Annotated in this window: 21 protein-coding genes and 1 pseudogene; 15 read left to right on the top strand and 7 right to left on the bottom strand. The window is 65.0% G+C overall.

What is annotated here, in order from left to right; genetic code table 11:
- Positions 1-62: 62 nt before the first annotated feature.
- The gene (locus tag AC1DV8_RS02155; protein ID WP_477148140.1) at positions 63-791 is read right to left on the bottom strand and encodes a GntR family transcriptional regulator; all 729 of its coding nucleotides are present in this window, start codon (positions 789-791) and stop codon (positions 63-65) included.
- A 268-nt stretch (positions 792-1,059) separates the two neighbouring features.
- Between AC1DV8_RS02155 and AC1DV8_RS02150 the strand changes: the two genes are divergently transcribed.
- From AC1DV8_RS02150 to AC1DV8_RS02125, 6 genes are all read left to right on the top strand, one after another.
- Positions 1,060-2,145 carry an ABC transporter ATP-binding protein gene (locus AC1DV8_RS02150; protein WP_477156303.1) on the top strand — a complete coding sequence of 362 codons (1,086 nt, stop codon included), beginning with the start codon at positions 1,060-1,062 and terminating at the stop codon, positions 2,143-2,145.
- A gap of 26 nt (positions 2,146-2,171) precedes the next feature.
- On the top strand, positions 2,172-3,467 hold the full coding sequence (locus AC1DV8_RS02145; RefSeq protein ID WP_477148142.1) for an ABC transporter substrate-binding protein: 1,296 nt from the start codon (positions 2,172-2,174) through the stop codon (positions 3,465-3,467).
- 123 nt (positions 3,468-3,590) lie between these two features.
- A complete protein-coding gene (locus AC1DV8_RS02140; RefSeq protein ID WP_477156383.1) occupies positions 3,591-4,448 on the top strand; it encodes an ABC transporter permease in 858 nt (285 codons plus the stop codon).
- 1 nt (position 4,449) lies between these two features.
- Complete coding sequence (locus AC1DV8_RS02135; RefSeq protein WP_477148143.1) at positions 4,450-5,274, top strand: ABC transporter permease; 825 nt, start codon at positions 4,450-4,452, stop codon at positions 5,272-5,274.
- On the top strand, positions 5,275-5,967 hold the full coding sequence (locus AC1DV8_RS02130; protein WP_477156302.1) for an aspartate/glutamate racemase family protein: 693 nt from the start codon (positions 5,275-5,277) through the stop codon (positions 5,965-5,967).
- Complete coding sequence (locus AC1DV8_RS02125; RefSeq protein WP_477156301.1) at positions 5,964-6,806, top strand: GNAT family N-acetyltransferase; 843 nt, start codon at positions 5,964-5,966, stop codon at positions 6,804-6,806. Before AC1DV8_RS02130 ends, AC1DV8_RS02125 begins: the two co-directional genes overlap by 4 nt.
- Positions 6,807-6,828: 22 nt before the next feature.
- Here the strand turns inward: AC1DV8_RS02125 and AC1DV8_RS02120 are convergent, their stop codons facing one another.
- A complete protein-coding gene (locus AC1DV8_RS02120; protein WP_477156300.1) occupies positions 6,829-8,484 on the bottom strand; it encodes a GMC oxidoreductase in 1,656 nt (551 codons plus the stop codon).
- 102 nt (positions 8,485-8,586) lie between these two features.
- Positions 8,587-9,639, bottom strand: coding sequence for a LacI family DNA-binding transcriptional regulator (locus AC1DV8_RS02115; RefSeq protein WP_477156299.1), 1,053 nt, complete (start codon positions 9,637-9,639; stop codon positions 8,587-8,589).
- A gap of 260 nt (positions 9,640-9,899) precedes the next feature.
- Between AC1DV8_RS02115 and AC1DV8_RS02110 the strand changes: the two genes are divergently transcribed.
- The 6 genes and pseudogenes from AC1DV8_RS02110 to AC1DV8_RS02085 form a co-directional block, all read left to right on the top strand.
- Positions 9,900-11,165 carry an extracellular solute-binding protein gene (locus AC1DV8_RS02110; RefSeq protein WP_477156298.1) on the top strand — a complete coding sequence of 422 codons (1,266 nt, stop codon included), beginning with the start codon at positions 9,900-9,902 and terminating at the stop codon, positions 11,163-11,165.
- A gap of 174 nt (positions 11,166-11,339) precedes the next feature.
- Positions 11,340-12,164 (top strand): carbohydrate ABC transporter permease, encoded by an 825-nt coding sequence (locus AC1DV8_RS02105; protein ID WP_477148149.1) that lies wholly within the window; start codon positions 11,340-11,342, stop codon positions 12,162-12,164.
- On the top strand, positions 12,161-12,991 hold the full coding sequence (locus tag AC1DV8_RS02100) for a carbohydrate ABC transporter permease (protein ID WP_477148150.1): 831 nt from the start codon (positions 12,161-12,163) through the stop codon (positions 12,989-12,991). The genes AC1DV8_RS02105 and AC1DV8_RS02100 overlap by 4 nt, the downstream gene beginning before the upstream one ends.
- A 46-nt stretch (positions 12,992-13,037) precedes the next feature.
- Positions 13,038-13,964 carry a sugar phosphate isomerase/epimerase family protein gene (locus AC1DV8_RS02095; RefSeq protein WP_477148151.1) on the top strand — a complete coding sequence of 309 codons (927 nt, stop codon included), beginning with the start codon at positions 13,038-13,040 and terminating at the stop codon, positions 13,962-13,964.
- Positions 13,961-14,758, top strand: coding sequence for a TIM barrel protein (locus AC1DV8_RS02090; protein WP_477156297.1), 798 nt, complete (start codon positions 13,961-13,963; stop codon positions 14,756-14,758). Before AC1DV8_RS02095 ends, AC1DV8_RS02090 begins: the two co-directional genes overlap by 4 nt.
- Positions 14,759-15,140: 382 nt before the next feature.
- Positions 15,141-15,380: pseudogene (locus AC1DV8_RS02085) on the top strand (DNA-methyltransferase); the annotation flags it as partial.
- Positions 15,381-15,419: 39 nt separating this feature from the next.
- Here AC1DV8_RS02085 and AC1DV8_RS02080 read toward each other — a convergent pair.
- A complete protein-coding gene (locus AC1DV8_RS02080; protein ID WP_477156296.1) occupies positions 15,420-16,802 on the bottom strand; it encodes a sigma-54-dependent transcriptional regulator in 1,383 nt (460 codons plus the stop codon).
- Complete coding sequence (locus tag AC1DV8_RS02075) at positions 16,799-18,655, bottom strand: sensor histidine kinase (protein ID WP_477156295.1); 1,857 nt, start codon at positions 18,653-18,655, stop codon at positions 16,799-16,801. The genes AC1DV8_RS02080 and AC1DV8_RS02075 overlap by 4 nt, the downstream gene beginning before the upstream one ends.
- A 205-nt stretch (positions 18,656-18,860) precedes the next feature.
- On the opposite strand from AC1DV8_RS02075, the gene AC1DV8_RS02070 reads away from it, so the two are divergent.
- Positions 18,861-20,195 (top strand): dicarboxylate/amino acid:cation symporter, encoded by a 1,335-nt coding sequence (locus tag AC1DV8_RS02070; RefSeq protein WP_477156294.1) that lies wholly within the window; start codon positions 18,861-18,863, stop codon positions 20,193-20,195.
- Positions 20,196-20,798: 603 nt separating this feature from the next.
- Here the strand turns inward: AC1DV8_RS02070 and AC1DV8_RS02065 are convergent.
- Positions 20,799-21,632, bottom strand: coding sequence for a phosphoenolpyruvate hydrolase family protein (locus AC1DV8_RS02065; RefSeq protein WP_477156293.1), 834 nt, complete (start codon positions 21,630-21,632; stop codon positions 20,799-20,801).
- A gap of 9 nt (positions 21,633-21,641) precedes the next feature.
- The gene (locus AC1DV8_RS02060) at positions 21,642-22,841 is read right to left on the bottom strand and encodes a Tm-1-like ATP-binding domain-containing protein (protein WP_477156292.1); all 1,200 of its coding nucleotides are present in this window, start codon (positions 22,839-22,841) and stop codon (positions 21,642-21,644) included.
- A 154-nt stretch (positions 22,842-22,995) separates the two neighbouring features.
- On the opposite strand from AC1DV8_RS02060, the gene AC1DV8_RS02055 reads away from it, so the two are divergent.
- Together AC1DV8_RS02055 and AC1DV8_RS02050 are read left to right on the top strand one after the other, a co-directional pair.
- Positions 22,996-23,664: a GntR family transcriptional regulator gene (locus AC1DV8_RS02055; RefSeq protein ID WP_477156291.1), complete on the top strand. Its 669-nt coding sequence runs from the start codon at positions 22,996-22,998 to the stop codon at positions 23,662-23,664.
- A gap of 71 nt (positions 23,665-23,735) precedes the next feature.
- Complete coding sequence (locus AC1DV8_RS02050; protein WP_477156290.1) at positions 23,736-24,989, top strand: ABC transporter substrate-binding protein; 1,254 nt, start codon at positions 23,736-23,738, stop codon at positions 24,987-24,989.
- Positions 24,990-25,063 lie beyond the last annotated feature (74 nt).

The following is a 25,063-nucleotide window of genomic DNA, read 5'->3' as shown; positions in this document are numbered from 1 at the left end:
GGCGAAACAGCCGGTCACGGTGAGCAATAGCCCGAACTAGAGAGGCTGCTGTCACCGCGAGGTCAGGATTCTCTTGCTGGCGGGCGCCCTGCTAGAATCTCCATCAGCTTCTTGCCCGAGCTCTCGCGCTCGGAAAGGTCTAGGCCGGAGAGCAGGTCTACCAGGTGGCTGGTCATCAGTTCCGACGCGTCGAGCGCGCTGCGCTTGGCGATGGCGTCGACCAGCGCATGGTGGGCGTGGCTTTCGCAGGTCGTGTCGCGTCGCCGCCAGTAGAGCGAGATAATCAGCGACGAGCGTGAGCAGAGGTCGCGCACCATTTCGGTGAAGATCGACTGGCCGGCGATTTCGGCGATGGCGACGTGGAACTGCGCCGACAGCATCACCGCCTCGCCATCCTTGCCGGCATGCACCGCCTTGTGTTCTTCGTCGAGGTGCCGGTGCAGCCGCTCGACGTCGGCATGCGTCGCGATGCCCGCCGCCAGGGCCGCGACCTTGGGCTCGACCAGCGCCCGCGCCTCGAACACTTCGCGGGCTTCCATCCGCGTCGGCTTGGCGACGAAGGCGCCGCGATTGGGCTCGAGCCGCACCAGTCGGTCATGCGCCAGCGCCTGCAGAGCCGCCCGCACCACGGTCCGGCTTACTGAGTAGATGGCGCCCAGTTCGTCTTCAGGCAGCTTGGTGCCTGGGTCGATGCCATGGCCGAGGATGGCGTTGCGCAGCCCGAGATAGACGCCTGAGCGTCGCACCGCGGGGCGCCCCTCCGGCTCATCGATCTCGTCGCCTGCTGACATGCCGAACTCCCAAAACCCAATCCGAATCTAGCCCAGAACTGAACACATCGCTACGGGGGTTTCGTATACAAAATCTGCCCACATTGCGTTCACATGCTCAAGCATTAGGCATTGCGTGTGATTCATGCAGCACGAGTGTGCGATCATTCGACGTTGGAACTTATTCGCGGATTCAAAGAGATACGACGAAAACGACGTCGCGCCGGCCGCTGGCACGGGTCTTGCAGTTCACTAACCGACGGCCAAGAGGTGGCCAACGGGGCGGTGCATGGCGCAGGGCGACCTGGAAGTTGTGAAGCTGACGAAGCGCTACGGCGATGCGCTTGCGGTAGACTCAATCGATCTCAAAGTGCCCGCCGGCACCTATTGCTGCCTGCTCGGGCCATCGGGCTGCGGCAAGACCTCGACCCTCCGCATGGTGGCGGGGCACGAGGACGCGAGCGACGGCGACATCATCCTCTCGTCCACCAATGTCACCGATCTGCCGCCGGCCAAGCGCGGCACGGCGATGATGTTTCAGTCCTACGCGCTGTTCCCGCATCTGGACCTCATCGACAACGTCGCCTTCAGCCTCAAGATGAAAGGCATCGAGAAAGCGCCGCGCCAGGTCAAGGCGCTCGAAATGCTCAAACTGATGCAGATGGAGGCCTACGCCACGCGGCGGCCCGCCCAGCTCTCAGGCGGCCAGCAGCAGCGGGTGGCACTGGCCCGCGCGCTCATCACCGATCCCGAAGCGCTGTTGCTCGACGAGCCGCTCTCGGCGCTCGACCCGTTCCTCAAGATCCGCATGCGCGCCGAGTTGAAGAAGCTGCAGACGCGGCTCGGCATCACGTTCGTCCACGTCACCCACAGCCAGGAGGAGGCGATGGCGCTCGCCGACCTGATCGTGGTGATGAACAATGGCCGGATCGAGCAGGCGGCGACGCCTCGCCAGGTGTTCGAACGGCCCGCCACGGCCTTCGTCGCTCGCTTCATGGGCGACCACAACGTCGTCACCGGTAGCGCCAAATCGGCAGCCGACGGCGTCGTCACCTTCCAGGTCCCCGGCGGCAGCAGTTTTGCCGCCTCGGGCGCGCCGCTGGAACCCGGCGCGCCGGTCGATGCGGGCATCCGCACCGACCATGTGCGGCTGGGGCCGCCGAAGGCCGCGGGGCTGGGGTTCACCGGCATCGTCTCGAACATCGAGTATCGCGGCGCTTCGGTGAAGCTCTCGGTCGATGGGGCCGGGATCGAGGATTTCACCGCCATCGTCGACGACAAGAGCTTCTTTTCGAAGCCGGTCGCAGTCGGTGACGCGGTGCCACTGCATTGGGATGCCGAGGATGCGATCATCCTGGGCCGCCCCAATTCGTAAGCCATCAGAAACAGGGGTTTTAGGCTATGAGTGAATCCAGCAAGACGGCCAAAGCGGCCATGATTTCCCGCCGCAGCATGCTCAAGGGAGCCGCCGCGCTGGCCGGCGCTGCCGCGGGCTCCGGGGCCCTCGGTGGTTTCCCCACCGTCTGGGCGCAAAACCCGATCACGCTGCGCCAGTTCGGCACGGGCGTCTCGAACCTCAATGCCATTGCCGAAAAGTGCAAAGCCGATCTCGGCATCACGCTTGAAATGACGGCGACCGATTCCGACGCCGCCGCGCAGCGCGCCGTCACCCAGCCTGACAGCTACGACATCGCCGACATCGAGTACTGGATTTTGAAGAAGGTCTATCCGACCGGCGTGATCCAGCCGATGGATGTGACCAAGCTCAAGTACTACGACAAGATCGTGCCGCTGTTCAAAACCGGCAAGCTGACCCCCGACAGCGTCATCGCCCAGGGCACCGCGCCGCACACCGTCGGCTATGTCGATGCGCCGGATTCCAAGGAATTCGCCAAGGGCGAAACCGGCTACTTCACCATGGTCCCGACCATCTACAACGCCGACACGCTGGGCATCCGCCCCGACCTCGTCGGCCGCGAGATCACCACCTGGGCCGATATCATGGACCCGGCCTTCAAGGGCAAGACCTCGATCCTCAACATCCCGTCGATCGGCATCATGGACGCGGCCATGATCATGGAAGCGATGGGCAACATCAAATATGCCGACAAGGGCAACATGACCAAGGCGGAGATCGATGCGACCATCGATTTCCTGATCAAGGCCAAGCAGGACGGCCAGTTCCGCGCCTTCTGGAAGAGCTTCGACGAGAGCGTCAACCTGATGGCCTCGGGCGAAGTGGTGATCCAGTCGATGTGGTCGCCGGCCGTCGCCGCCGTGCGCTCCAAGGGCATCGCCTGCAAGTATCAGCCGCTCAAGGAAGGCTACCGCTCGTGGGGCGGTGGTCTCGGCCTTGCCGCGCATCTCTCGGGCGCCCAGCTCGACGCGGCCTACGAGTACATCAACTGGTACACCTCCGGCTGGGTCGGCGGCTATCTCAACCGCCAGGGCTACTACTCGGCGGCCATGGACACCGCCAAGGAGTATATGTCGGAAGACGAATGGGGCTTCTGGATCGAGGGCAAGGCAGCCGTCGGAGACATCCTGTCGCCCGATGGCGCGGTGATGGAGAAGGCCGGCGCCGTGCGCGATGGCGGCTCCTTCCTCGAGCGCATGGGCCATGTTGCCTGCTGGAACTCGGTGATGGACGAAGACCGCTACATGGTCACTCGCTGGAACGAGTTCATCGCGGCCTAGGGCGGTCGTACACCATCGCCCGGCCGGACTCCGGCCGGGCTTCTCCCCTCGACGATGGAGGCCGGCTTGGCTGTGGCCGAAGAGACTCTTGCGGTACCGGCGGTGAAGCCGAAGACGCGGAAAATGCCGCTGTCCCTCGGCCGGCTCGCCTCATACATCCAGTCGATCCCGCTCTGGCTGATCCTCGGCTTCTTCCTCCTCCTGCCGATCCTGCTGCTCGTCTTCGTCAGCTTCTGGGACTACGATTTTGCGCGGATGTATCCGGGCTTCGTGCTCACCAATTATGTCGACACGCTCGGCTCCTGGGTCACCTGGAAGACCTATCTCAACACGCTGAAATTCGCCGCGATCGTCTGGATGCTGACGCTCTTCATCGGCTTCTGGGTCGCCTATTTCCTCGCCTTCCACGTCAAGTCGGCGACCACGCAGATGGTGCTGTTCCTCGTCTGCACCGTGCCGTTCCTCACCTCCAACATCATCCGCATGATCTCGTGGATTCCGGTGCTGGGCCGCAATGGCCTGGTCAATTCCACGCTGGTCGAGATGGGCGTCATCTCCCAGCCGATCGAGTGGCTGCTCTACTCCGATTTCGCCGTGGTGCTCGCCATGGTGCACCTCTTCACGCTGTTCATGGTCACTCCGATCTTCAACACGCTGATGCGTATCGACCGCTCCCTGATCGAAGCGGCGCGCGATGCCGGTGCCAGTGCCTGGCAGATCATGTGGAACGTCATCCTGCCGCTGGCCAAGCCCGGCATGGCGATCGGCACCATCTTCGTCGTGACCCTTGTCATGGCCGATTTCTCCACCGTGCAGGTGATGAGCGGCGGGCAAAGCGCCTCGGTGGCGCTGATGATGAAGAACCAGATGTCGCTGCTGCAATATCCGGCCGCTGCGGCCAACGCTGTCGTGCTGCTGGTGCTGGTGCTGCTGCTTGTCGGCGGCATCCTCCGCATCGTCGATATCCGGAAGGAACTCTGAGATGGCAAAGCACCGCGAAAAGCGCCCGCTCAGCTTCTACGTCCTCGCCGCCTTTTTCGGGCTCTTCGTGCTGTTCCTCTATGGCCCGATGTCAGCGATCTTCATCCTGTCGTTCCAGGGTCCCAACGGCGGGCTTACCTTCCCGCTCAACGGCGTCTCGTTCCACTGGTTCGGCAATCTCTTCGAGAAACAGGCGGTGGGTGATTTCGGCGCCAGCTTCACGCGCTCGCTGCTGCTCGGGCTGATGGTGATGGTCTCGACCGTCCTGGTAGCGCTGCTCGCCGGCCTCGCCTTCCGCCGCAAGTTCATCGGCGGCACGCCGCTGTTCTACCTGACCATCGCCAGCCTGGTGGTGCCGTCGATCATCGTCAGCCTCGGCATCGGCGTATTGTTCCAGCAGATCGGCTTCCGCCCGTCGTGGTGGACATCGGGCTTCGGGGCGCATCTGACCTGGACGCTGCCCTTCGGCGTGCTGATCATGTTCGCCGTCTTCAACCGCTTCTCGCCGTCCTACGAGGAGGCGGCGCGCGACCTCGGCGCCTCGCCGTGGCAGACGTTCCGCCACGTGCTGCTGCCGATGATCGCGCCCAGCCTGATCGGCGTCGGCCTGTTCGGCTTCAGCCTCTCCTACGACGAGTTCGCGCGCACGCTGATGACCGCCGGCAGCTTCAACACGCTGCCGCTCGAAATCTACGGCATGACCACCAACGTCACGACACCGGTGCTTTACGCGCTGGGTACCGTAACGACGCTCTTCTCGTTCGCCGTGATCCTCGTCACCCTCGGCATCATCCTTCTCATCGGCCGAAAGCGGGCTCGGGCCTAAATGCGACTATTGCTGATCAACCCCAACACCACCGCCTCGATGACTGAAAAGATCGGCGCTGCGGCGCGCGACGTCGCGGCCGAAGACACCGAGATCGTGGCGCGCAATCCGGCCACCGGCCCCGCTTCGATCCAGGGCGTCGAGGACGGCGAGGCAGCACTCCCCGGCCTCTTTGCCGAGATCGACAAGGCGCAGGGGTTCGATGCCATCGTCATCGCCTGCTTCGACGACACCGGGCTTTACGAGGCCCGGCGGCGGACCGGCGTTCCGGTGATCGGCATCGGCGAGGCGGCCTACCACACCGCCATGCTGATCGCCGACCGCTTCTCCGTCGTGACCACGCTCTCGGTGTCGATCCCGATCATCGAGGAAAACATCCTGCGCTATGGGCTCAGCGCCCGCTGTGGCAAGGTGCGCGCGTCGAACGTCCCGGTGCTCGAGCTTGAGCGCCCCGGTTCAACCGCTCGCGAGACCATTTCCGACGAGATCGCCAGCGCCTTGCTGCACGATGGCTCCGACGCCATCGTGCTGGGCTGTGCAGGCATGGCCGATCTCGCTGCGGACCTCGCTGCGAGGCACGGCGTGCCGGTGATCGATGGGGTCGCTGCTGCGGTGAAGCTCGCTGAGGGACTCGTGGCGCTGAAGTTGGGCACGTCGCAATCGGGGCCGTTCGCGCGTACGCTGGCCGCATGAACCTCAGCATCAAACCGATGACCCGCGCCGATCTCGACGTGGCGCTCGGCTGGGCTCGCGATGAGGGCTGGAACCCCGGCCTCGACGACGCCGGCGCCTTCTACGCGCAGGACCCCAGCGGCTTCCTGATGGGTTGGATCGGCACCGTGCGCGTCGGCTGTATCTCGGTCGTCAAATACGGGTCGGACTTCGCCTTCCTCGGCCTCTACATCGTCCACCCCGCGCATCGCGGTAAGGGCTACGGCAAGGCCATCTGGGACGCCGGCATCGCCAGCGCAGCGGGCCGCAGCATCGGCCTCGACGGCGTCGTGGCCCAGCAGGGCAACTACCGGAAGTCCGGCTTCGCCTTCGCCCACAAGAGCGCACGCTGGGGCGGATCGCTGCGGGGCCTGGTCACCACTCGCTCCTTCGTCCGGCCGATCGCTGGCGACGACCTGGACGCCGTCGTCGCCTACGACCGCCAGCACGTCGCCGCCGAGCGCACGGACTTCCTCAAAGCCTGGCTCGCCCCGTCGCCGTCGCGCCAGACCGAGGGCTATTTCGAAGACGACACGCTCCGCGGCTACGGCACCATTCGCCGCTGCGTCGATGGCTGGAAGATCGGTCCGCTCTTCGCCGATACCCCAGCGATCGCCGAGACCCTGCTCGCAACGCTGGTGACCCCCGCGGCTACCGACATGATCTTCATCGACATCCCCGAGCTCAATCACGCCGCCGTCGAAATGGCCCGCCGCCTCGGCCTCACACCCGCTTTCGAAACCGCGCGCATGTATCTCGGTCCCGCACCCGATCTTCCGCTCGACGAGATATTCGGCATCACCACGCTGGAACTCGGCTGAGCCTCGCCAATGGGCTCTCCAGCTAGATCCGCCCCGCCCTGGACTCCTGCGCGAGGTGTCGGCAGGCGCGTATCGTCAAGGCCATGATCGTGAGTGTCGTACCCGTGACGCCGCTGCTGGCAAAAGCGCTGGCGTCGGTGACGAGGAGGTTGGGGACGTCCCAGCTCTGGCTCCAGTTGTTGAGCACGGAGTCCTCGGGACACTCGCCCATCCTCGCGCCGCCGGCCTCGTGGATGGCTGCCCCCATCACCATGGTTCGGCTGAACATCCGGCGGAACAGGAAGCGGCTGAGCGGGTCGGAATCCGGGTAGGCGCCACGACCTTTTTCCTCGAGGCCGAGCGGCGAGCCGATGAACTCCAGCTCGCCCCCTGCCCCCTCGATCGTCTCGGTCAATGTATCGAGCTGACGGGTCAGGGTGGCTTTGTCATCGGGCCCGATCTGGCAGCGGATGTGCGGAACCGGGATGCCCCACGCGTCCTTGCGTCGGGGGTCGATGGTGATCCGGTTGTCCGGGTTTGGCAGCATCACCCCATAGCCAAAAAAGCTCAGCCTTGCGTCGCTGGTCGCGCCGGTGCGGGATCGGCCGACGCTACCCTGAAAGTCGAAGTCGTTCGCTGCCGAGCTGCCATCCTTGCCGATGAAGCGCGGCAGGAAGATGCCACCGGATGGCCCATAGAAGGGATCCGGTGGAGCGGTGTCGGCGCTGGCCCAGCCCTTTGCCTTGGCGAAGGTGCCCGCGGCAATGCAGGGCAACTGGTCCATGAAGTAGCGCCCGAGCGTCCCCGAGCTGTTGCCGAGGCCATTGGGGTGGCGTGGTGAGCTGGAGTTCAGCATGAGCCGGACGCTTTCGATCGGCGACGCGCAAAGCACCACGGATCTCGCCTTGATCACAGTTACCCGGCCGGTGCGGCTGTCGATCACCTCGGCGCCGATCGCCCGGCCGGTCTCGTCGTCGGTCAGGATGCGGCGGGCGATGGTGTTGTAGCGGATATCGAGATTACCGCTGGCGATGGCCTCGCGCATCGGCCTTAGGACGCGTGTGGGCTCGGGCCCGATATAGCGCCAGGTCACAACCTTCCGTTCCGGCCAGCGGCTCTCGACCTCCGTCTTGAACAGGGTCTCCGCCTCGGTCATCCGGGCTTCGTGCGTGTAGATGCTATCGGGAAGCGTCGGGACGCCGTCGGGCTGGCCGTAGAGCTCCAGCGAGCGTTCGACTTCCTCGTAATAGGGGACGATATCGTCGTAGGCGATGGGCCAATCGACGCCGCGACCGGTGCGGGAGTTGCTCTTGAAATCGTCATCCGTCCAGCGCAGCAGCACACGGCCGAAGACATGCGTCCGGCCGCCGGCCTGGCGGCTGCGGATCCAGACGAAGGGGGCGTCTGGCGGCGTCGAGTACGGGTTCTTGCGGTCGCTGGTGAAGAGCTTGCGCTGCCGGCTATCGAAGAAGGCCGCACGTGCTTGCACCCACTGACCACCCAGGGTGGCCTTGGCGCGCTGCAGGATGTTGATGTCCGACTGGCGCGGCTTGTGGTTGGCATCGAAGTCGTCGGGGCCGATTTCCGGTCCGGCCTCGAGCTGCACGACCTTCAGGCCCTGGGCGGTGAGCTCCCTGGCGGCGAACATCCCTGCCGCGCCAGCTCCAACGATCAGGGCGTCGAAAACGACGTCAGGCATGATTTGCTCCTAGTGATACGGGCCTTGTAGAAAGACCAGGGTGTGGGGGCTCCGCCCGATATCGGGCTGGCGCGGGACAAAGGCGACGACCAGTGCGGGTCGCTACGCCGTGACGGCCCTGACGCTCTCGCGAAGTACGATCGAGCAAGGCACCTCGATGCGGCGCTCGAGGTCGGTTTCGCCAAGGACCAGGTCCATCACCAGGTCGGCCGCACGCTGGCCCAGCTCGGAGGTGGCCTGCTGGATGGTCGAGAGGGCCGGCAGCATGAACGCTCCGACCTCGGCGCCGTCGAAGCCGATGACCGACACGTCGTCCGGCACCCGCAGGCCGCCATCGACAACGGTCTTGATGAAGCCGATCGCCGTGTCATCGTTGGCGCAGACGATCGCACTGGGCCGCTCGCTCGATGGCTGTTCGAGGAAGTGCGCCCCGGCCCTGACGCCGCCGCCGAAGTTGAAGTCGCCCTGGTAGAGTTGCAGCGCCGCTTCCGGCAGCCCGTGAGTGGCGAGTGCGGTGCGCACGCCGCGCAGGCGCTCGATATCGTGGTAGTTGCCCTCGCGACCGCGCACATAGAGGAAGCCCCGGTGCCCCAGCCCGATGAGCTCGGACACGGCGGCACTGATGGCATCGTGGTCGTTACTGACGACGCTTGGGATGCCCTCGGCGCTCATGTCGAAATGCAGCGAGACGATCGGCAGTCCCGTATCGGTGAGGCTTCGCCCATTGGCGCCGGGCATGGCGCTCGCCATCAGCAGCACGCCGGATACCGTCCCGCCCAGGGCGACGGTGAGGATGTGTTCGTCGGTTTCGGCTTCGCGCGAGACGTTGGCGATGAGCAGGGAAAAACCGCGCTCCTTCAGGGCCTTGCCGGCGGACCGCAGCACTTCGATGACCGTCTGCGAGGCACCGATATAGAGCTCCTCGGGGAGCACGATCATGATGGTGCGGGTCCGCCCGACGCGCAGGCTGCGCGCCGTCTGGTTGGCGGTGTAGCCGAGCTTGCGGGCCGCCGCCTCGACCTTGAGCCGGGTGGGCTCGGCGATGCGGCCGGGCATGGTCAAGGCGCGGCTGACCGTCGATGTCGCGACACCGGCCTCTCGGGCCACGTCCGCGATCGAAGGACCGGCCGCACGATCATCCGATGTTCTCGTCATCGCTGAATCATCCTCGTCCCTCTTTCCTCTTTTCGCCGGAATTTTCTCAGGGCGTCAAACACTTACCGCTGCCTATTCAGTGGGCAAAATAGGCGCTTGCGCACCAAAACAGCATATGCAATCAATATCCCGTTGGCAATCGATTGCCAAGTAGGTTGTCTTTCCCAGCAAGATCAACTCGCAGACTTTTCCAGTGCCAGGGAAAGGCCCCTCCGAAGCGCCGATTTCCTCTCAGTTCGAGAAAGGGAAGCATGATGCCTATGAAGTGGTTTACCCGCCGCGCGCTCATCCTCACCGCCACATCGGCGGCGGCTGCGCTGGCTCTCACCGGCTACGGCCGAGGGGAGGACGTGATCGACAATTCGCCTGCTGAGGGCACGATCCAGGTCTGGATCGGCGGCGCCGAAGGCGAGAAGATGCCCGGCTTCCTGGCCGAGTTCGAGGCGCAGAACCCCGGCGTCAAAGTTGAAGTGACGCAGATCCCGTCGGACCAGTTCGACGCCAAGCTCCTCACCGCCATCGCCGCCGGCACGGTCCCCGACCTCGTTCGCCTCTACTCGCAGAGCCAGGCGAGCCTCATGGCGACGGGTGCCTTCGCACCGGTGCCCGCCGGCGTCGCCAACCCGGACGACTTCTTCACCAACGCCTACAACACCAACGTCAAGGCCGGCGTCGCCTACGGCATCCCGCTCGACGTCTACGCCACGATGTTCCAGTACCGCAAAGACCTGGCCGAAAAGGCGGGCCTTGGCGCTCCCAAGACCTGGGACGAACTGAAGGCCTTCGCCAAGGCCATGCAGGCGCAGGGCTCCAAGTGGGGCATCGGAATGGATGTCGGCTACGACATCTACAACGCCCAGGGCCTCAACGAATTCATCCACCAGAACGGCGGCAGCTTCATCAGTGCCGACGGGACGAAGTGGACCATCAACTCCGCCGAGAACGTCAAGGCGCTGGAGTTCTGGGGTTCGCTGTTCTCCGAGGGCCTCGCGTCTCCCGATGGCCCGAAGTTCCTCGACACCGTGCCGTGGTTCACCTCGGGCGAGATCGCCAGCAAGGACATCGGCCCCTGGTTCGAGCAGTGGGCGGTCGACGCCAACGGCCGTGAGTGGGTCGATGCGAACCTCGCGACAGCCGAAATGCCGGCCGGACCGGTGGGGACCGCCTCGGCGCTCGGCTCGGGCAGCATCGCCGTGCTCAAGGACGGCAAGAACCAGGTCGCAGCCTGGAAGCTCGCCCGCTACCTGACGCAGCCGGCCACGCAGATCGCCTGGTACAAGCTGTTCGGCAGCCTGCCCTCGGTGAAGGCCGCCTGGGATGATCCGGCAATCGCCGGCAACAAGCTGCTCGATGCCGAGCGCAAGGCACTCGAGACGGCCGTCGACATTCCGCAGGTCCCCACCTGGAGCCAGGTCGGCACCTATATCGGCCAGCAGACGGAGCGGGTCGCTCGCGGCCAGGCGACTGCCCAGCAGGTGCTGGACGACGCGCAGGCCTTCGCCGAGTCGGTCGGGGTGGGCAACTAGGCCCTTCCCTCGGACTAGCAACATGCCGTGGAGCGCTGACCATCGCGCTCCACGGACGCCCGCTACGGGATGCCATCGTCTTCAAGGGGAATTCAGTTGAGCAGCACGTTGGGGAAAGCACCCCGGCCGACTCCATGGCAGACAACAACCGCGTGGACCTTCATCGCGCCGTTCATGGCGACGTTCGCGGTCTTCACCGCGGTCCCCGCGCTGATTGCCCTCGTCTACAGCTTCACCAATATCGGCGTCGCCGACATGCGGCACCCATTCGACGTCGACTTCGTGGCGTTGGGCACCTTCGTCCGCGTACTGACCAATGCCGGGTTCCTGCAGTCCCTGGCGACGACCGGGCTGTTCGTGCTCACCGGCGTGCCGCTGACGATGCTGATCGGGTTAGCCCTGGCGCTGGCGCTCAACAGCGGCATCAAGCGCCTCAGGGCCACGTACCGCGCAGCCTTCTACCTGCCGGTGATCACCAACGTCGTCGCCGCGGCCGTCATCTGGCAGTACGCGTTCACGCTGAACGGACCCGCCAACTCGTTCCTCGCCTCGATCGGCATCGCCGGCCCCAATTGGCTGGGTAGCCCCAATATGGCGTTCACCACCGTGGTGATGCTGGCCGTCTGGCGCAACATCGGCACCTGCATGGTGCTGTTCCTCGCCGGGCTGCAGTCCATTCCATCCGACGTATACGAAGCCGCCGCCCTCGATGGCGCAGGCGCCTGGCGACGTCTCATCTCGATGACATTGCCGTTGCTGCAGCCGACGACGCTGCTGGTCAGCGTGCTGATGACGGTGTCGTACATGAACATCTTCGATGAGCCGTACCTCGTGACGAAGGGAGGCCCGCTCGGCGCGACCAAGTCGGTGGCGCTGTGGGTCTACGAGCAGTTCGGCTTCGGCAACATCGCCAACGCCATGGCCGGTGCTTACGTCATGCTCGCTATCATCGTGGTGCTCGGGATCATCCAGCTTCGCATGTTGAGGGCCCGGTCATGACCCCGAAGCTTCATTTGGCTACGCCGCTGCTCTACGCCTTGCTGACGGTCGTCGCCGTTATCACGCTGATCCCCTTTGTCTGGGTGATGTTCGGGGCATTCAAGTCCCAGGCCGAGATCATGTCGGCGCCGGGTGCCTGGCTGCCGAGGAACTTCGGCAATTTCGACAACTTCATCGAACTGTTCGAGCACCGCCAGTTCGGCACCTTCATGCGCAACTCGTTCATCGTCTCGGTCTTCACCGTGGTCGCGAACGTGCTGTTCAGCTCGATGGCCGGATACGCACTGGCGAAGCTGCCCTTCAAGGGCCGGCGTCTCGTCTTCGCCTCTGTCCTAATGGCGATGATGATCCCGTATGTCGCGCTGTTCGTCCCGCAGTTCTTCGTCATCGTGCAGTTGGGGCTGGTCAACACGCTCACCGCCATGGTGCTGCCAATCGCCGTCATGCCGATCGCGGTGTTCATCATGCGGCAGTTCGCTGACTCCATTCCCGACGACCTCCTCGAAGCAGCGCGCCTCGACGGGGCAGGCGAGTTCCGCATCTTCTTCGGCATCTTCCTTCCCCTGCTGGGGCCGGCGGTGGCGACGGTCGCCATCATCACCTTCCTCAACTCGTGGAACTACTTCCTCTGGCCGCTGATCGTAGCGCAGAGCGAGGAGACCTACACCCTTCCGGTCGGTCTCTCGATCGCCTCGCAGGCGGCAAACTCGACGGATTACGGCCTGCTGCTGGCCGGCGCCGTTGTCGTCCTCCTGCCGGTCCTGCTGCTGTTCATTTTCCTGCAGAAGTACTTTGTCCGCGGCATTGCCGTGACCGGGCTGAAGTAGCCCGATCGACCCCATAATCCCAAATAGCCCTTATCTGGAGACCTCAATGTCCCGTCGCTATGCCACAGACATCATCACGTTCTACCATCCGCAGTTCTGGGGCCTGAACACCGACGCGGAGCTGCAGGAGTGGGTAGCGGGTAACCCGGACAAGTTCTGGGAAACCGTGCTTGGCGTCCTCGCGGAAACGGGCGTCCCGGGGGTCGAGCTGACCTTCGCGCCCGGCAGCATCGAGAACGTCATCCGCACCTTCGGAAGCGGGGCGGCGTTCAAGCGGGAACTCGACACCCGCGGCCTGTCGGTCGTCAGTTCCTTCATCGCCGACCCCAGCTTGCCGAACTGGCGCACGGCGGATGATCTCGGGGTGATCGTGGCCGACGCCGAGCGGCGGGCTGCGTTCCTCGTCGAGGTCGGCGCCGACATGCTGGTCACCGGCCTGCCGATGCGGCGGACCTACGGCGAGCGGCCGGCGTTCTTCGTCGACGCGCCCTACATGACCCGGATGGCCGAAATCGCCCACACGGTTGGCGAGGCCGTCAGCCGGCTGGGTGTGAAGCTCGCCATCCACACCGAATCCAACAGCTCGCTGTGGCTCGAGCGCGACATCGACCTGTTCATGTCGTTCACCGATCCCAACTATGTCTGGCTGTGCCCGGATTCCTGCCACATCGCGCTTGGCGGCGGTGACCCGGTTGCGGTTGCCCGGCGCCACGCGCAGCGCATTGCGCTGGCGCACTGGAAAGACGCGGTGGGGCCAATCAGCGAGAAGATGGTCATCGACCACACGATCTACGCCCAGCAGCAGCGCTTCATGTGCGGGCTCGGCGACGGAGTTGTCGACTGGAAAGGGTGGTCCGACGCCATGCTCGAGACCCCCGGCAGCGAGATCGTCCTCATCGAGCTCGATGCCGCGACTGACCCCGTCACCGCGCTGCGAGCCGGCCGGACGTTCGCCGAGGGGATCGGGGGGTGATCGACTTCAGCGTCTGCATCGAAACGGCGTTCACCGAGGGCGGGCGTAGCGTGCCCGACCGGGTGCGGGCCGCGGCGGACGCCGGGTTTCCCGCTGTCGAGATCTGGGACTGGCGGGACAAGCCGCTGCCCGAACTGCGGCGGGCGTTGACGGCCTCGAACACCGAGCTCCATACGCTGTGCGTCGAAACATGGCGCGACAAGTGCCAACTCGCCGATCCACAGTCGCACGACGAGTTCATCGCCCGCGTCGAACGCTCGGCTGCCGTTGCAGTCGATCTTGGTACGCCCAAGCTGGTCGTTCTGGCCGGAGATGTCATTGCGGACCGCGACATCGCCTCCCAACGGCAAGCCGTGGCCGATGTCCTCGCAAGGGCTTCGGACGCCGTTTCGGCCTCGAATCTCGAGCTGGTGGTCGAGGTCGTCAACCGGCAGTTCGAAGGACCGAACGCCCTGCTCCGGGATTCCGCCGCTGCCCTGGACGTGGTTCGGCTAACGGACCGCCCGAACGTCAAGTTCCTGTATGACCGCTACCACGCCATCCTCAACGGGGAACCGCGCGGCTGGGCGATTGACACGCAAATGGACCTGGTTGGTCACATCCAGGCCGCGGACGTGCCTGGTCGCCATGAGTTCGGCTCTGGAAACCAGGACTGGGCCGAGGAGTTGGCGTGGCTGCTCCGGGCCGGCTACGCAGGATATGTCGGCATCGAGATCGAACCGGCGGCAGACAGCGCCGGTCTCTATGCTGGCGCACAATCCATCCTGATGGCCGCCCGGCGCCTTGGCGGTTAAGCCTCAATCTCGCGGAACGTGTGCATCACCTGATCGAGCAACGGCTTCATCGGGTAGGCGAGAACCGTGCGGTTGCCCGTCTCAATGATTGACTCTGCTGGCATGCCGGGCACCAGTCTCGTCCCCCTGGGGAGGCGAGCCAGTTGTCAGTGTCTATCCGCGCGATCTCCCCCTCAGCACCCGCCCGCTGGTTCTTGTTGGCGTTCGTGCGGCCGACACTTATCAGGCCATCATCAAGCAGTTCGCTTGGCCCTGCCATTCCTCTTAGAGAACAGCAAGCTGAGTGCCGAGAGCGGTCTTCTGCGCGGTGAGCCCGGCGATCTGTTGCGTGAGCTGTACACCTTGCTCTTCTAGCCCGGCTTGTTGCCCGGCGGCGGCGGTCTCCAAGGATGGCGCCATTGCGTTTGTCTGCATGGATTGGCGCCACCTCCGCGAGCTTCTAGACGCCGGCGGCGCGGTATTCTCGGAACTGAAGAACCTCTGCGGCTGGAACAAGACCAATGGCGGCATGGGCAGTTTCTATCGCTCCAAGCACGAGCTGATCTTCGTCTTCAAGGTCGGCACGCTGCCCCGCACCAACAGCTTTGGCCTTGGGGAGACCGGGCGGTGTCGCACGACTGTATCTGGCAGCGAGTTGTGTGCCGGGCTCCAATTTGCGCCGTTACCGTTCGGAAGCCGGTTGAGCGCGAGGCGAGCCGTTGGTGTAGCTTGCGCGGTCGATGCCGTGGCGTTGCAGCTTGTCGTAGAAGGTCTTGCGCGGGATGCCGAGGCTCTGGATTGTGGCCCGCACGTCGCCCTGATGGGCGGCCAGGGCCTGCCGGATCAGGTGGCCCTCGTGTTGTTCCATCTGTTCGGGAAGCGTTCGCAGCGCTCGTCCGGGGGCAGGCTCGGGCACGGCATCTTCCGCATCGAGGCCGAGCGCGATCCGATCGGCGAAGTGCGAGAGTTCGCGCACATTGCCGGGCCAGTCGTGATCGAGCAGGAACCCGCGGAGGAGCGGCGAGACCTGAGGGGCCTCGACCTTGAAGCGGGCCGCCGCGCGATTGAGGAAATGCGCGAAGAGCAGCGGGATGTCGTCGCGCCGGTCGCGCAGCGGCGGGATCGAGACGGTGACCACGTGCAGGCGGTAGTAGAGGTCCTCCCGGAAGCTGCCGCGCTGGGCCGGATCGCCGAGATCCACCTTGGCAGCGGCGACGACCCGCAGGTCTACGGGCCGGATCGCATTGGAGCCGAGCGGCGTCACCTCGCGCATCTCCAGCACCCGCAACAGCTTCACCTGCGCCGAAAGCGGCATGCTTTCGATCTCGTCGAGGAACAGCGTGCCGCCGGAGGAGTGTTCGATGAGCCCGATCCGCTTCTTCAGCGCTCCCGTGAAGGCCCCCGGCTCGTGCCCGAACAGCTCCGCCTCGATGACGGTGTCGGGCAAGGCGCCGCAATTGAGCGCCACGAAGTTGCCGGCGCTACGCCGGCTCCAGCGGTGGAGGAGGCTAGCAACCACCTCCTTGCCGCTGCCGGTTTCCCCGGCGACGAGCACATCGACGTCGGCGGCCGCCACCTGCCGCAGGGTCTTGCGCAGTCGCTCCATGACCGGGGTCTGGCCGATCAGCGGCAGGCTGTCCGCAGCGCCCTCGAGGGCCGCTTGCAAGTTGCGGTTGTCGATGACCAGGTGGCGCTTCTCGATGGCGCGGCGGGCACTCTGTACCAGCCGATCGGCGGCATAGGGCTTGGCGATGAAGTCATAGGCCCCCTCTTGCACTGCATCGACGGCCATCTCGATATCGCCGTGGCCGGTGATCAGGATCACCGGCAGCTCGGGATCGCGTTCGCGCAGCATCCGGTAGAGCTGCAGCCCGTCGATCTGCGGCATGCGGATATCGCTGATGACGATGCCCTCAAAACTCTCGTCGACAACCTGCAGTGCCTCTGCGGCCGAGGCGAACTGGCGCACCTCGAACCCCGCCAGCTCGAGCGTCTGGGCGGCAGCAGCCCGAAAATCGCGGTCGTCATCGACCAGCGCGACCGTTCTCGATTGAACCCCGGTCATGCGGCCCGCCTCAGCGTGACAGTAAACGATGCGCCGCCGCCGGCCTTGTTGATCGCGGTCAACTTGCCCCCAAACTCGGTTACGATGTCGTTTGAGATGACGAGGCCGAGCCCGAGGCCACGCGCCTTTCCCGTGGTGAACGGCACGAACAGCCGCGCCATGATCTCGGGCGGAATACCCGGCCCGTTGTCCTCGATGGTGATCCGCACCTCCTCGTCATCGGCCTCGCAGCGAATCCCGATCTCGCCCGACGGCCGACCGCTCACCGCCTCCAGCGCGTTCTGCACCAGGTTGACCAGCACCTGCTCGAGCCGAATGCGCTGCGCCAGTGCCTCGAGGCCCGCAGGCGGCATCTGTGTGACGAGACTCACCCCCTGGGCCCGGATGCGGTGGCCGAGCAGCAGGAGCGTCCCCTCGATCGCCGCTGCGACGCCGGTCGGCTCGGCCGTGCCGGTGCCCTTGCGCGAGAACGCCCGCAATTCGTCGGTGATGGCGCCGATCCGTTCCGTCAGCCCGGTGATCGAACCGAGATTGTCCTTCACCTGCGCCATGTCCTGCCGCTCGGCGAACACCTGGGCATTCTCGGCATAGGCGCGAATGGCGCCGACCGGCTGGTTGATCTCGTGCGCAACGCCCGCGGCAATCTGGCCGAGAGAGGCGAGCCGGTTGGCCTGCATCAGCTCCTCGCGAATAGTCCGCTCCCGGCCCTCGGCCTGCTGCCGCTCGTCCATCTCGGCCTTGAGCCGCTGGTTGGCCTGGCTGAGCTCCAGGGTACGCGCCGCGATCCGGCGCGCCAGCTCGCGCTGCACCGCCGCGTTGTTGGCGGCAAGCCGCGCCGCCGCCCCGCTGCGCCAGATGAGATAGGCGGCGAGTGCGAGCACGGGCACAACGATCAGCAGCGCCCAGGCCCGGGCGCCGGCCTCGCCCGCAGCAGCCGCCGCAGTAACCGGCACCAACTGGTGCAGCGTCCAATCCGTCGATGGTACCGGCGAAGCAATCTGCAGATACGGCTCCGGCCGCCCATTATCCGGCAGGGTGACCCGAACCGGCTGCAACGGCCCGTCCGTTTGCAACGGCTCGATCGGCAGCGGCAGCAACGAGGCATTGCCGAACAGCAGGCTCTCCCTGATCTGCTGCGCCTCCGGGTCACCGATCGGCGTGTCCGTGCGGAACCGCCATTCAGGCACCCCGGTCACCAAGACGATGCCTCGAGCATCCGTCACATAGATCGGCTCGCCCGCGCTCGCCCACGCCGCCTCCACCGCATCGAACTCAACCTTCACCACCGCCACCCCGATCGGCCCCGTGGGTGTGTCGATGCGGCGGGCAATGTAGAGCCCCGGCCGGCGGCTGACCGTTCCCAGCGCGTAGTGCTCAGCGCTGCCCGCGGCCATCGCATCGCGGTAGTAAGGCCTGAACTGATAGGTGTTGCCCACGAAGCTGTCGGCGCTCCGCCAGTTGCTCGCCGCCAGCGTCAGCCCGTCTCTGTCGAGCACGTAGATGACGCTCGCCCGGGCCCCGGCGTTCAGCGCCTCTAGCTTCTGGTTGAGCGCCGTCAGCGCTGCCTCATCCTTCGATAGCACCGCCTGCACGACGTCGCCTGCAAGTGACACGACCAGCGGCATCGACCGCTGCTTGTCGAGTTCTGCCCGCAGCACGGTGGTATTGAGGCTGGCGGATGCAATAGCCCGCTGCCGCAGCGCCTCGAGGCTTTGCGTCCGGCCGAAATCGCCGGCCACCCACAGGGTGGCAAAGATGGTCGCCGCGGCGAGCGCCAGATAGATCAGCCACGCGCGCCGCCGAAGGGCGGGCGCCGGCAGCTCCAGCGTTTGAGCCGAGGCAGGTACGGACATGATCCTGATTGTGCGTAATTTCGCACACGGCGCAAGCCGAACTGTGCGGCCATCCGCACACACCGATCTCCGGGCTCCACGCTGATTCCTGATTTCTTTTGCCCGTGCAATTGCTTAGCCGGCATCACCCTGGTTGGCACACCGGTTGCAATCTCCATCGGCACCACGGCACGCGCCGTGCACTGATCAGCGTGGAGGAGAGACCATGATCATCGAAGACACGGGGGCAGCAGCCCTGCCCCGCAAGTTACCTTTCTACCGGCACCTCTATTTCCAGGTGCTCGTCGCCATCGCCATCGGCATCGCACTCGGGCATTTCTATCCCGATATCGGCGCCAGCCTGAAACCGTTGGGCGATGCCTTCATCAAGCTGGTGAAGATGATCATCGCGCCGGTCATCTTCCTCACCGTCACAACCGGCATTGCCGGGATGAGCGACCTCAAGAAAGTGGGCAAGGTCGCCGGCAAGGCGATGCTCTACTTCCTCGTCTTCTCCACCCTGGCGCTGATCATCGGCCTCATAGTCGGCAACGTCGTCCAGCCCGGCGCCGGCTTCAACATCGATCCGGCCACCCTCGACGCCACCGCCGTCGCCGACTATGCCGAGAAGGCCCACGAACAGACCATCGTCGGTTTCCTCCAGGGCATTATCCCGACCACCGTCGTTGGCGCCTTTGCGGATGGCAACATCCTCCAGGTCCTGTTCTTCTCGGTGCTGTTCGGCGTCGCGCTGGCGCTGGTCGGCAAGAAGGGCGAGCCGGTCCTCAACATCCTGCAGTCGCTCACCACGCCCATCTTCAAGCTGGTTGCGATCCTGATGAAGGCCGCCCCGATCGGTGCCTTCGGCGCGATGGCCTTCACCATCGGCAAATACGGCCTCGGCTCGGTCGCCAACCTTGCCATGCTGGTTGGCACCTTCTACCTGACGGCCTTCCTCTTCGTCGCCGTCATCCTCGGCGCCGTCGCCCGCTTCAACGGTTTCTCGATCCTCGCGCTCATCCGCTACATCAAGGAAGAGCTGCTGCTGGTGCTCGGGACCAGTTCCTCCGAGGCCGCGTTGCCGAGCCTGATGGAGAAGATGGAGAAGGCGGGCTGCAAGAAGTCCGTTGTCGGCCTCGTCATCCCGACCGGCTATTCGTTCAACCTCGACGGCACCAACATCTACATGACGCTGGCAGCGCTGTTCATCGCGCAGGCGACCAATATTGATCTGTCGCTGGGTGATCAGATCATCCTGCTGCTGGTCGCCATGCTGAGCTCGAAGGGTGCGGCGGGGATCACCGGGGCGGGCTTCATCACGCTTGCGGCCACGCTTTCGGTCGTCCCGGCAGTGCCGGTCGCCGGTATGGCACTGATCCTGGGGATCGATCGCTTCATGTCGGAATGCCGGGCGCTGACCAACCTGATCGGCAACGCCGTCGCCACCATCGTCGTCGCCCGCTGGGAGAACGAACTCGACAAGGAGCAACTCGCAACAGCCCTGTCAGGCAGGCGTGAGCCCAACTACGCGACTGTGCCGAGTGCGGTGCCGGCGGAATAGCGCGCAACTGACATTCGAGGTCGCGGCTAGCCCGCGGCCTCTAAAATCGTGTCGCGCTCCGGCGACCGTCGGATACCGGGAGATCGGCGCGATACTCGCGGTACTTCCGCATTGGACCAGAAGCGGTCGTCCCTGCATTTGTAACGGGCGCGCAATGTCCCACTGGCTGCCATAGAGTCGCCCAGCGAACCGCTTGGTGGAATGAAGCGCCCTAAGTGCGAGATAGCCCATTAGAGAATGGCGCGACTGCATCGCGAATTCGGGCTCCGAATAGCCGTCTCTAGTTGGGTTCGCGCGACCGCCCGGGCAAATAGACGCGACCTTCCCGAAGGTTAGCCTCCGACCCCTCGCGAGACAAAAAACACCATTAATATCAAGGAGTTAATGGCGGAGACGGAGGGACTCGAAATGCCGATGAAGTTGATCTTGCTAACCCTCGGAAATGTCTAAGGAATTTCCAGCGCAATCATTCTATAAGTTATTGATCGCGCTGGCTTATTTACCATTCTGGCACCTTGGCCGCGGACGTGCTCCAACACCAGTTCGCGACTGGTCCCTCCCTCCAGGCAGTGGGCTCCTATGTCCGCATTGCGTCATTAGCGGTCATCGGCCTCCGAGCGTCGTGAACATCGCGACCTGGCTGGCGATCGCAAGCTCTGTCGGCAGCCGCTCCATCGAGCTCGCGCCGTAGAAGCCGTGGCAGGCTTGGGTGCGGGCGAGAACGTAGCTTGCGTCTTCGGGCAAGGCGATCGGGCCGCCGTGGCAGAGGATGATGATGTCGTCGCGCACGGCACGGGCGGCGGCGGACCACTCGTCGATCTTTGCGATGCAAACGTCGAGGGTGAGCGCGGTTTCGGCGCCGATGGAGCCGCCGGTGGTGAGGCCGAGATGGCAAACGATGATATCGGCGCCGGCCTTTGCCATGGCCACGGCGTCGTCGCTGGAGAAGACGTAAGGCGTTGTCAACATGTCTTTTTTCGCGGCGCGATCGATGATCTCGACCTCGAGCGCGTAGCTCATGCCGGTTTCTTCGAGGTTGGCGCGGAAGATGCCGTCGATGAGGCCGACGGTCGGGAAATTCTGGATGCCGGCGAAGCCCAGCTCTTTCAACTCGTTGAGGAATTTGTCGGGGATCAAAAACGGGTCGGTGCCGTTTACGCCCGCGAGGACCGGGGTTTTGCGGACCACGGGGAGGACTTCATGGGCCATCTCGACGACGATGTCGTTGGCGTTGCCATAGGCCATGAGGCCCGCGAGGGAGCCGCGGCCGGCCATGCGGTAACGCCCTGAATTATATATCACAATCAGGTCGATGCCGCCGGCTTCCTCGGCTTTGGCGCTGAGCCCCGTGCCGGCGCCGCCGCCGATGATGGGGCGGCCGGCGGCGATCTTCTTCCGCAGGTTGAGGAGGATATCTTCGCGGGAAAGTCTGGTCATGGTTCGGCCTTAGGACGGGGAAAGTTCATGGAAGTTTGCCACCAGCGCGGCGGCGAACTTGGGATCGTTGATGTGGAGGTCGAGTTCGACCAGTTGGCGGTTGGGTGCGGTGCGCCAGCCGGAGCGAATGGCATTGAACAGGGCGGCGTCGGCTTGCGGGTCGTGGAACGGCTGGCCCGGGGCATCGATGGCCGAGACGCCCTTGAGCGGCAGCAGGAAGCGCACCGGCCCCGCCATGCGGTTGAGGCGGCTGACGATGAATTCGCCGATCTGGCGGTTCTCGTTGGGGGTGGTGCGCATCAAGGTGACCTGGGCGTTGTGGACATGGAGCTTGCGGTCGCGGAACTGGGGCGGGACGGTTTCCCTGGCGCCGAAATTGACCATGTCGACGGCGCCGACCGAGCCGACATAGGGGAGCCGGGTGCGGATCACCGAGCCGAAGCGGTCTTCGGTCGCCGGAAACACGCCGCCGACGAGGAGGTCGGGGACCTCGGTGGTGGTGACGTCGATGAGGCCAGCGACGAGGCCGGAATCGGCGAGCTTTTCCATCGATTGCCCGCCGGTGCCGGTGGCATGGAAGGTGTAGACCTCGTGCGTCGCCTCCATCGCCTCGCGGACCATGGTGACGCATTGGGTGGTGACGCCGAACATGGTCATGCCGAGGCCGGGCTTGTCGGCGCCTGAGGTTGGCGCGGCGGTGAGCGCCATGCCAGCGGCGGCGTGCGCGGCGTTGCCGATGACCTTGCGCGAGATGGCATTGAGCCCGGCGATGTCGACCACCGAGTACATCATGGTGAGGTCGTTGGGGCCGACATAGGGCGCGGTGTTGCCCGAGGCGACGGTCGAGACCATCAGCTTGGGCGTGCCGATCGGCAGCGCGCGCATGGCTTCGGTCACGAGCGCGGTATTGCCGGTGCCGCCGAGGCCGAGCACCGCGCCGATATCGGTACGACCCGCGAGATAGCGGGTCAGCGCCTTCGCCATGGCGGAGACCGCCTTGCCGCGATCGGTGAGGCCGAGCACGGCCCCGGACCCCTCCGGATGGTGGGTCGCGACCAATGTGGCCGCCACGTCGGCGCCCGTCCCTGTACCCTGCGTGCCGACATCGACCAGCACGGATTCGGCGCCCGCGGCACGCACCCGCTCGGCGGCGTAGCGCAACTCCGGCCCCTTCGTGTCCATGGTTCCGACTACGTAGACCTTTGCCATTTCCTCCCTCTTTCCGGCCATTTCGGACCTGTTTGCGCGGCTTGCCGCCGTCACTTCGTATGCAATAGGCATAGCGTGCATTTTTCATATTGTATATTCTTGCGGTAATTGTATACAAATGCACATCGGACAACGAGGCCGCGACGGAACCGCAATGAACGAAATTCGCCACCTGACGCTGCGCGAACGCATCTACGAGGAGATCGTGCGGATGATCGTTTCCGGCGAACTGCCCTCGGGCGCGCCGCTCGACGAGAAGGCGCTGACCGAGAAGCTGCAGGTAAGCCGCACGCCGTTCCGCGAAGCGCTGGGCACGCTGAGCAAGGAGGGGCTGATCGAGATCAAGCCTTATCGGGGCTTCTTCGTGCGCAGCTTTTCGAGGAAGGAAACCGAGGACCTCTACGAACTCCGGAAGACCCTCGAGTGCTTCGCCGTCGAGCTTGCGGTGCCGCAGATGAGCGATCGGCACATCGCCAATTTCGAGCGCATCCTCGACGAGGCCGTCGCCGCACTGAAGGTCGATGACATGGTGGCCTACGGCCTCGCCGACCGCGAGTTCCACGAGACCATCGCCGAGCTGTCCGGCAATGCAGCGCTGATCGAGACGCTGAGCCGGCTGGCGCTGCAGATCCAGATCGGCCGCACCATCGCCAACGAGAGCCACACCTTCGCCGAGGACGCCGCAAAGGAGCGCGACGACATCCTCGCCGCCTTCCGCAAGCGCGACATCAAGGCCGCCGTCAAGCTGATGCACGCCCACATTTCCGACGTCCAGCGCACCGTGCTGGCACGCTTCGAGGACCCCAAACCGGCCAAACGCTAGGCCATATCCGCGGGTATTCCGCGAACCAAGACGACGCCGGTCAACCGGCGCGCCCAATGAGGAGGACCACCATGTTGAGACGTACCCTATTGGCCTCGGCCGCCGCCCTCGCGGTCGCCGGATTGGCAAGCGGAGCCCAGGCTCAGAAGCTCGTCATGTGGGGCCCCGAGCAGATCACCGAACCGCTCGTCGCGGAACTGTGGAACGGCCTCAAGGCCGAGTTCGAAGCCGCCAATCCCGGCGTCACCGTCGAGTTCATGCCGCCCACCGGCACGATTTCGAACGGCGCGGTGCAGGCCGCGATCCAGTCCAATGCCGGGCCGGACGTGATCCTCACCAATTCGGGTATCGCGCGGGTGACCACGGTGGTCGACGCCAAGCTCGTATCCCCGCTCACCGCCGCCTATACCGAGCGCGGCTGGGACAAGCAGATCTACCCCTGGCTCTACGAAGAGCTGAAGCGGCAGCGCGGCGGCGAAATCTACGAAGTGCCGGATGGGCTCGATGCGCTGGCGGTCTGGTACCACAAGGACATGTTCGCCGAGAACGGCTGGACCATGCCCGCGACCTATGCCGAGTTCCTCGATCTGCTCGGAAAGATCAAGGACAAGGGCATCATGCCGATCGCCATCGGGCCACGGACGGCCGGCAGCGCCGGGCACCTCTTCGGCAACATGCTGCAGTCGGCGAGCGGCAGCGAGGCTGTCGGCAAAGCGGTTTCGGGCGAACTCAGCTGGACCGACCCGTCCATGGTCACTGGCGCGGCGCGGCTGCGCGAGCTGGTCGACAAGGGCTATATCGACAAGGAAATGGCGGCGCTCGATCTCGATGGCGCAGCACGGCTATGGTTCAACAAGCGGGCGGCCCTGTTCGTCGCCGGCCCCTGGTTCACCGCCAACGCCCGCAAGGCCGAGTACGACCTCGCCAATGCCGGCTATTCGCCGATGCCGTCCGACCTCGGGCCGGGCAAGCCGACCGGCGGCGTCGGTTGGAGCTGGCTGGTGCCGGCCAATTCAAAGCAGCCCGATCTGGCGATGAAGTGGATCGACTTCATCCTCTCGGACGCGGTGATGAAGAAGCGGGCCGAGAATGCGGCGAGCACCATGATCTACCCGCGTGCCCTCAACGGCGTGAACCCGCCGACCGCGATCCTCGGCGACATCTTTGCCGCCGCGGCCAATGGCGTGGGCTACAATCCGAGCGTCTACCTGCCGGCCGGTGTCGTCGACACCTACTTCCAGGTGATCCAGGGCATCATCAGCGCCCAGATCACCGGCGAGGACGCCATGGCGCAGATCGAGGCCAAGATGGCCGAGGTGCAGTAGGCTAGTGCTGACCGGAACAGATGGCCCCCTCCCATCCTCCCCCATGAAGGGGGAGGTGCCCCACCGGTTCGTGT

This window comes from Devosia sp. P3_B2 (assembly GCF_056402875.1).
The sequence above is the reverse complement of the archived record's forward strand: the minus strand, read 5'-3'. Positions and strand labels throughout refer to the sequence as shown.

Coding starts and splice junctions, on each gene's coding strand:
- AC1DV8_RS02070 (WP_477156294.1), top strand. CDS start 18,861: ATGATCATCGAAGACACGGGGGCAGCAGCCCTGCCCCGCAAGTTACCT.
- AC1DV8_RS02060 (WP_477156292.1), bottom strand. CDS start 22,841: ATGGCAAAGGTCTACGTAGTCGGAACCATGGACACGAAGGGGCCGGAG.
- AC1DV8_RS02105 (WP_477148149.1), top strand. CDS start 11,340: ATGGCGACGTTCGCGGTCTTCACCGCGGTCCCCGCGCTGATTGCCCTC.
- AC1DV8_RS02155 (WP_477148140.1), bottom strand. CDS start 791: ATGTCAGCAGGCGACGAGATCGATGAGCCGGAGGGGCGCCCCGCGGTG.
- AC1DV8_RS02075 (WP_477156295.1), bottom strand. CDS start 18,655: ATGTCCGTACCTGCCTCGGCTCAAACGCTGGAGCTGCCGGCGCCCGCC.
- AC1DV8_RS02100 (WP_477148150.1), top strand. CDS start 12,161: ATGACCCCGAAGCTTCATTTGGCTACGCCGCTGCTCTACGCCTTGCTG.
- AC1DV8_RS02055 (WP_477156291.1), top strand. CDS start 22,996: ATGAACGAAATTCGCCACCTGACGCTGCGCGAACGCATCTACGAGGAG.
- AC1DV8_RS02095 (WP_477148151.1), top strand. CDS start 13,038: ATGTCCCGTCGCTATGCCACAGACATCATCACGTTCTACCATCCGCAG.
- AC1DV8_RS02120 (WP_477156300.1), bottom strand. CDS start 8,484: ATGCCTGACGTCGTTTTCGACGCCCTGATCGTTGGAGCTGGCGCGGCA.
- AC1DV8_RS02145 (WP_477148142.1), top strand. CDS start 2,172: ATGAGTGAATCCAGCAAGACGGCCAAAGCGGCCATGATTTCCCGCCGC.
- AC1DV8_RS02150 (WP_477156303.1), top strand. CDS start 1,060: ATGGCGCAGGGCGACCTGGAAGTTGTGAAGCTGACGAAGCGCTACGGC.
- AC1DV8_RS02050 (WP_477156290.1), top strand. CDS start 23,736: ATGTTGAGACGTACCCTATTGGCCTCGGCCGCCGCCCTCGCGGTCGCC.
- AC1DV8_RS02130 (WP_477156302.1), top strand. CDS start 5,275: ATGCGACTATTGCTGATCAACCCCAACACCACCGCCTCGATGACTGAA.
- AC1DV8_RS02125 (WP_477156301.1), top strand. CDS start 5,964: ATGAACCTCAGCATCAAACCGATGACCCGCGCCGATCTCGACGTGGCG.
- AC1DV8_RS02135 (WP_477148143.1), top strand. CDS start 4,450: ATGGCAAAGCACCGCGAAAAGCGCCCGCTCAGCTTCTACGTCCTCGCC.
- AC1DV8_RS02115 (WP_477156299.1), bottom strand. CDS start 9,639: ATGACGAGAACATCGGATGATCGTGCGGCCGGTCCTTCGATCGCGGAC.
- AC1DV8_RS02080 (WP_477156296.1), bottom strand. CDS start 16,802: ATGACCGGGGTTCAATCGAGAACGGTCGCGCTGGTCGATGACGACCGC.
- AC1DV8_RS02065 (WP_477156293.1), bottom strand. CDS start 21,632: ATGACCAGACTTTCCCGCGAAGATATCCTCCTCAACCTGCGGAAGAAG.
- AC1DV8_RS02110 (WP_477156298.1), top strand. CDS start 9,900: ATGAAGTGGTTTACCCGCCGCGCGCTCATCCTCACCGCCACATCGGCG.
- AC1DV8_RS02140 (WP_477156383.1), top strand. CDS start 3,591: ATGCCGCTGTCCCTCGGCCGGCTCGCCTCATACATCCAGTCGATCCCG.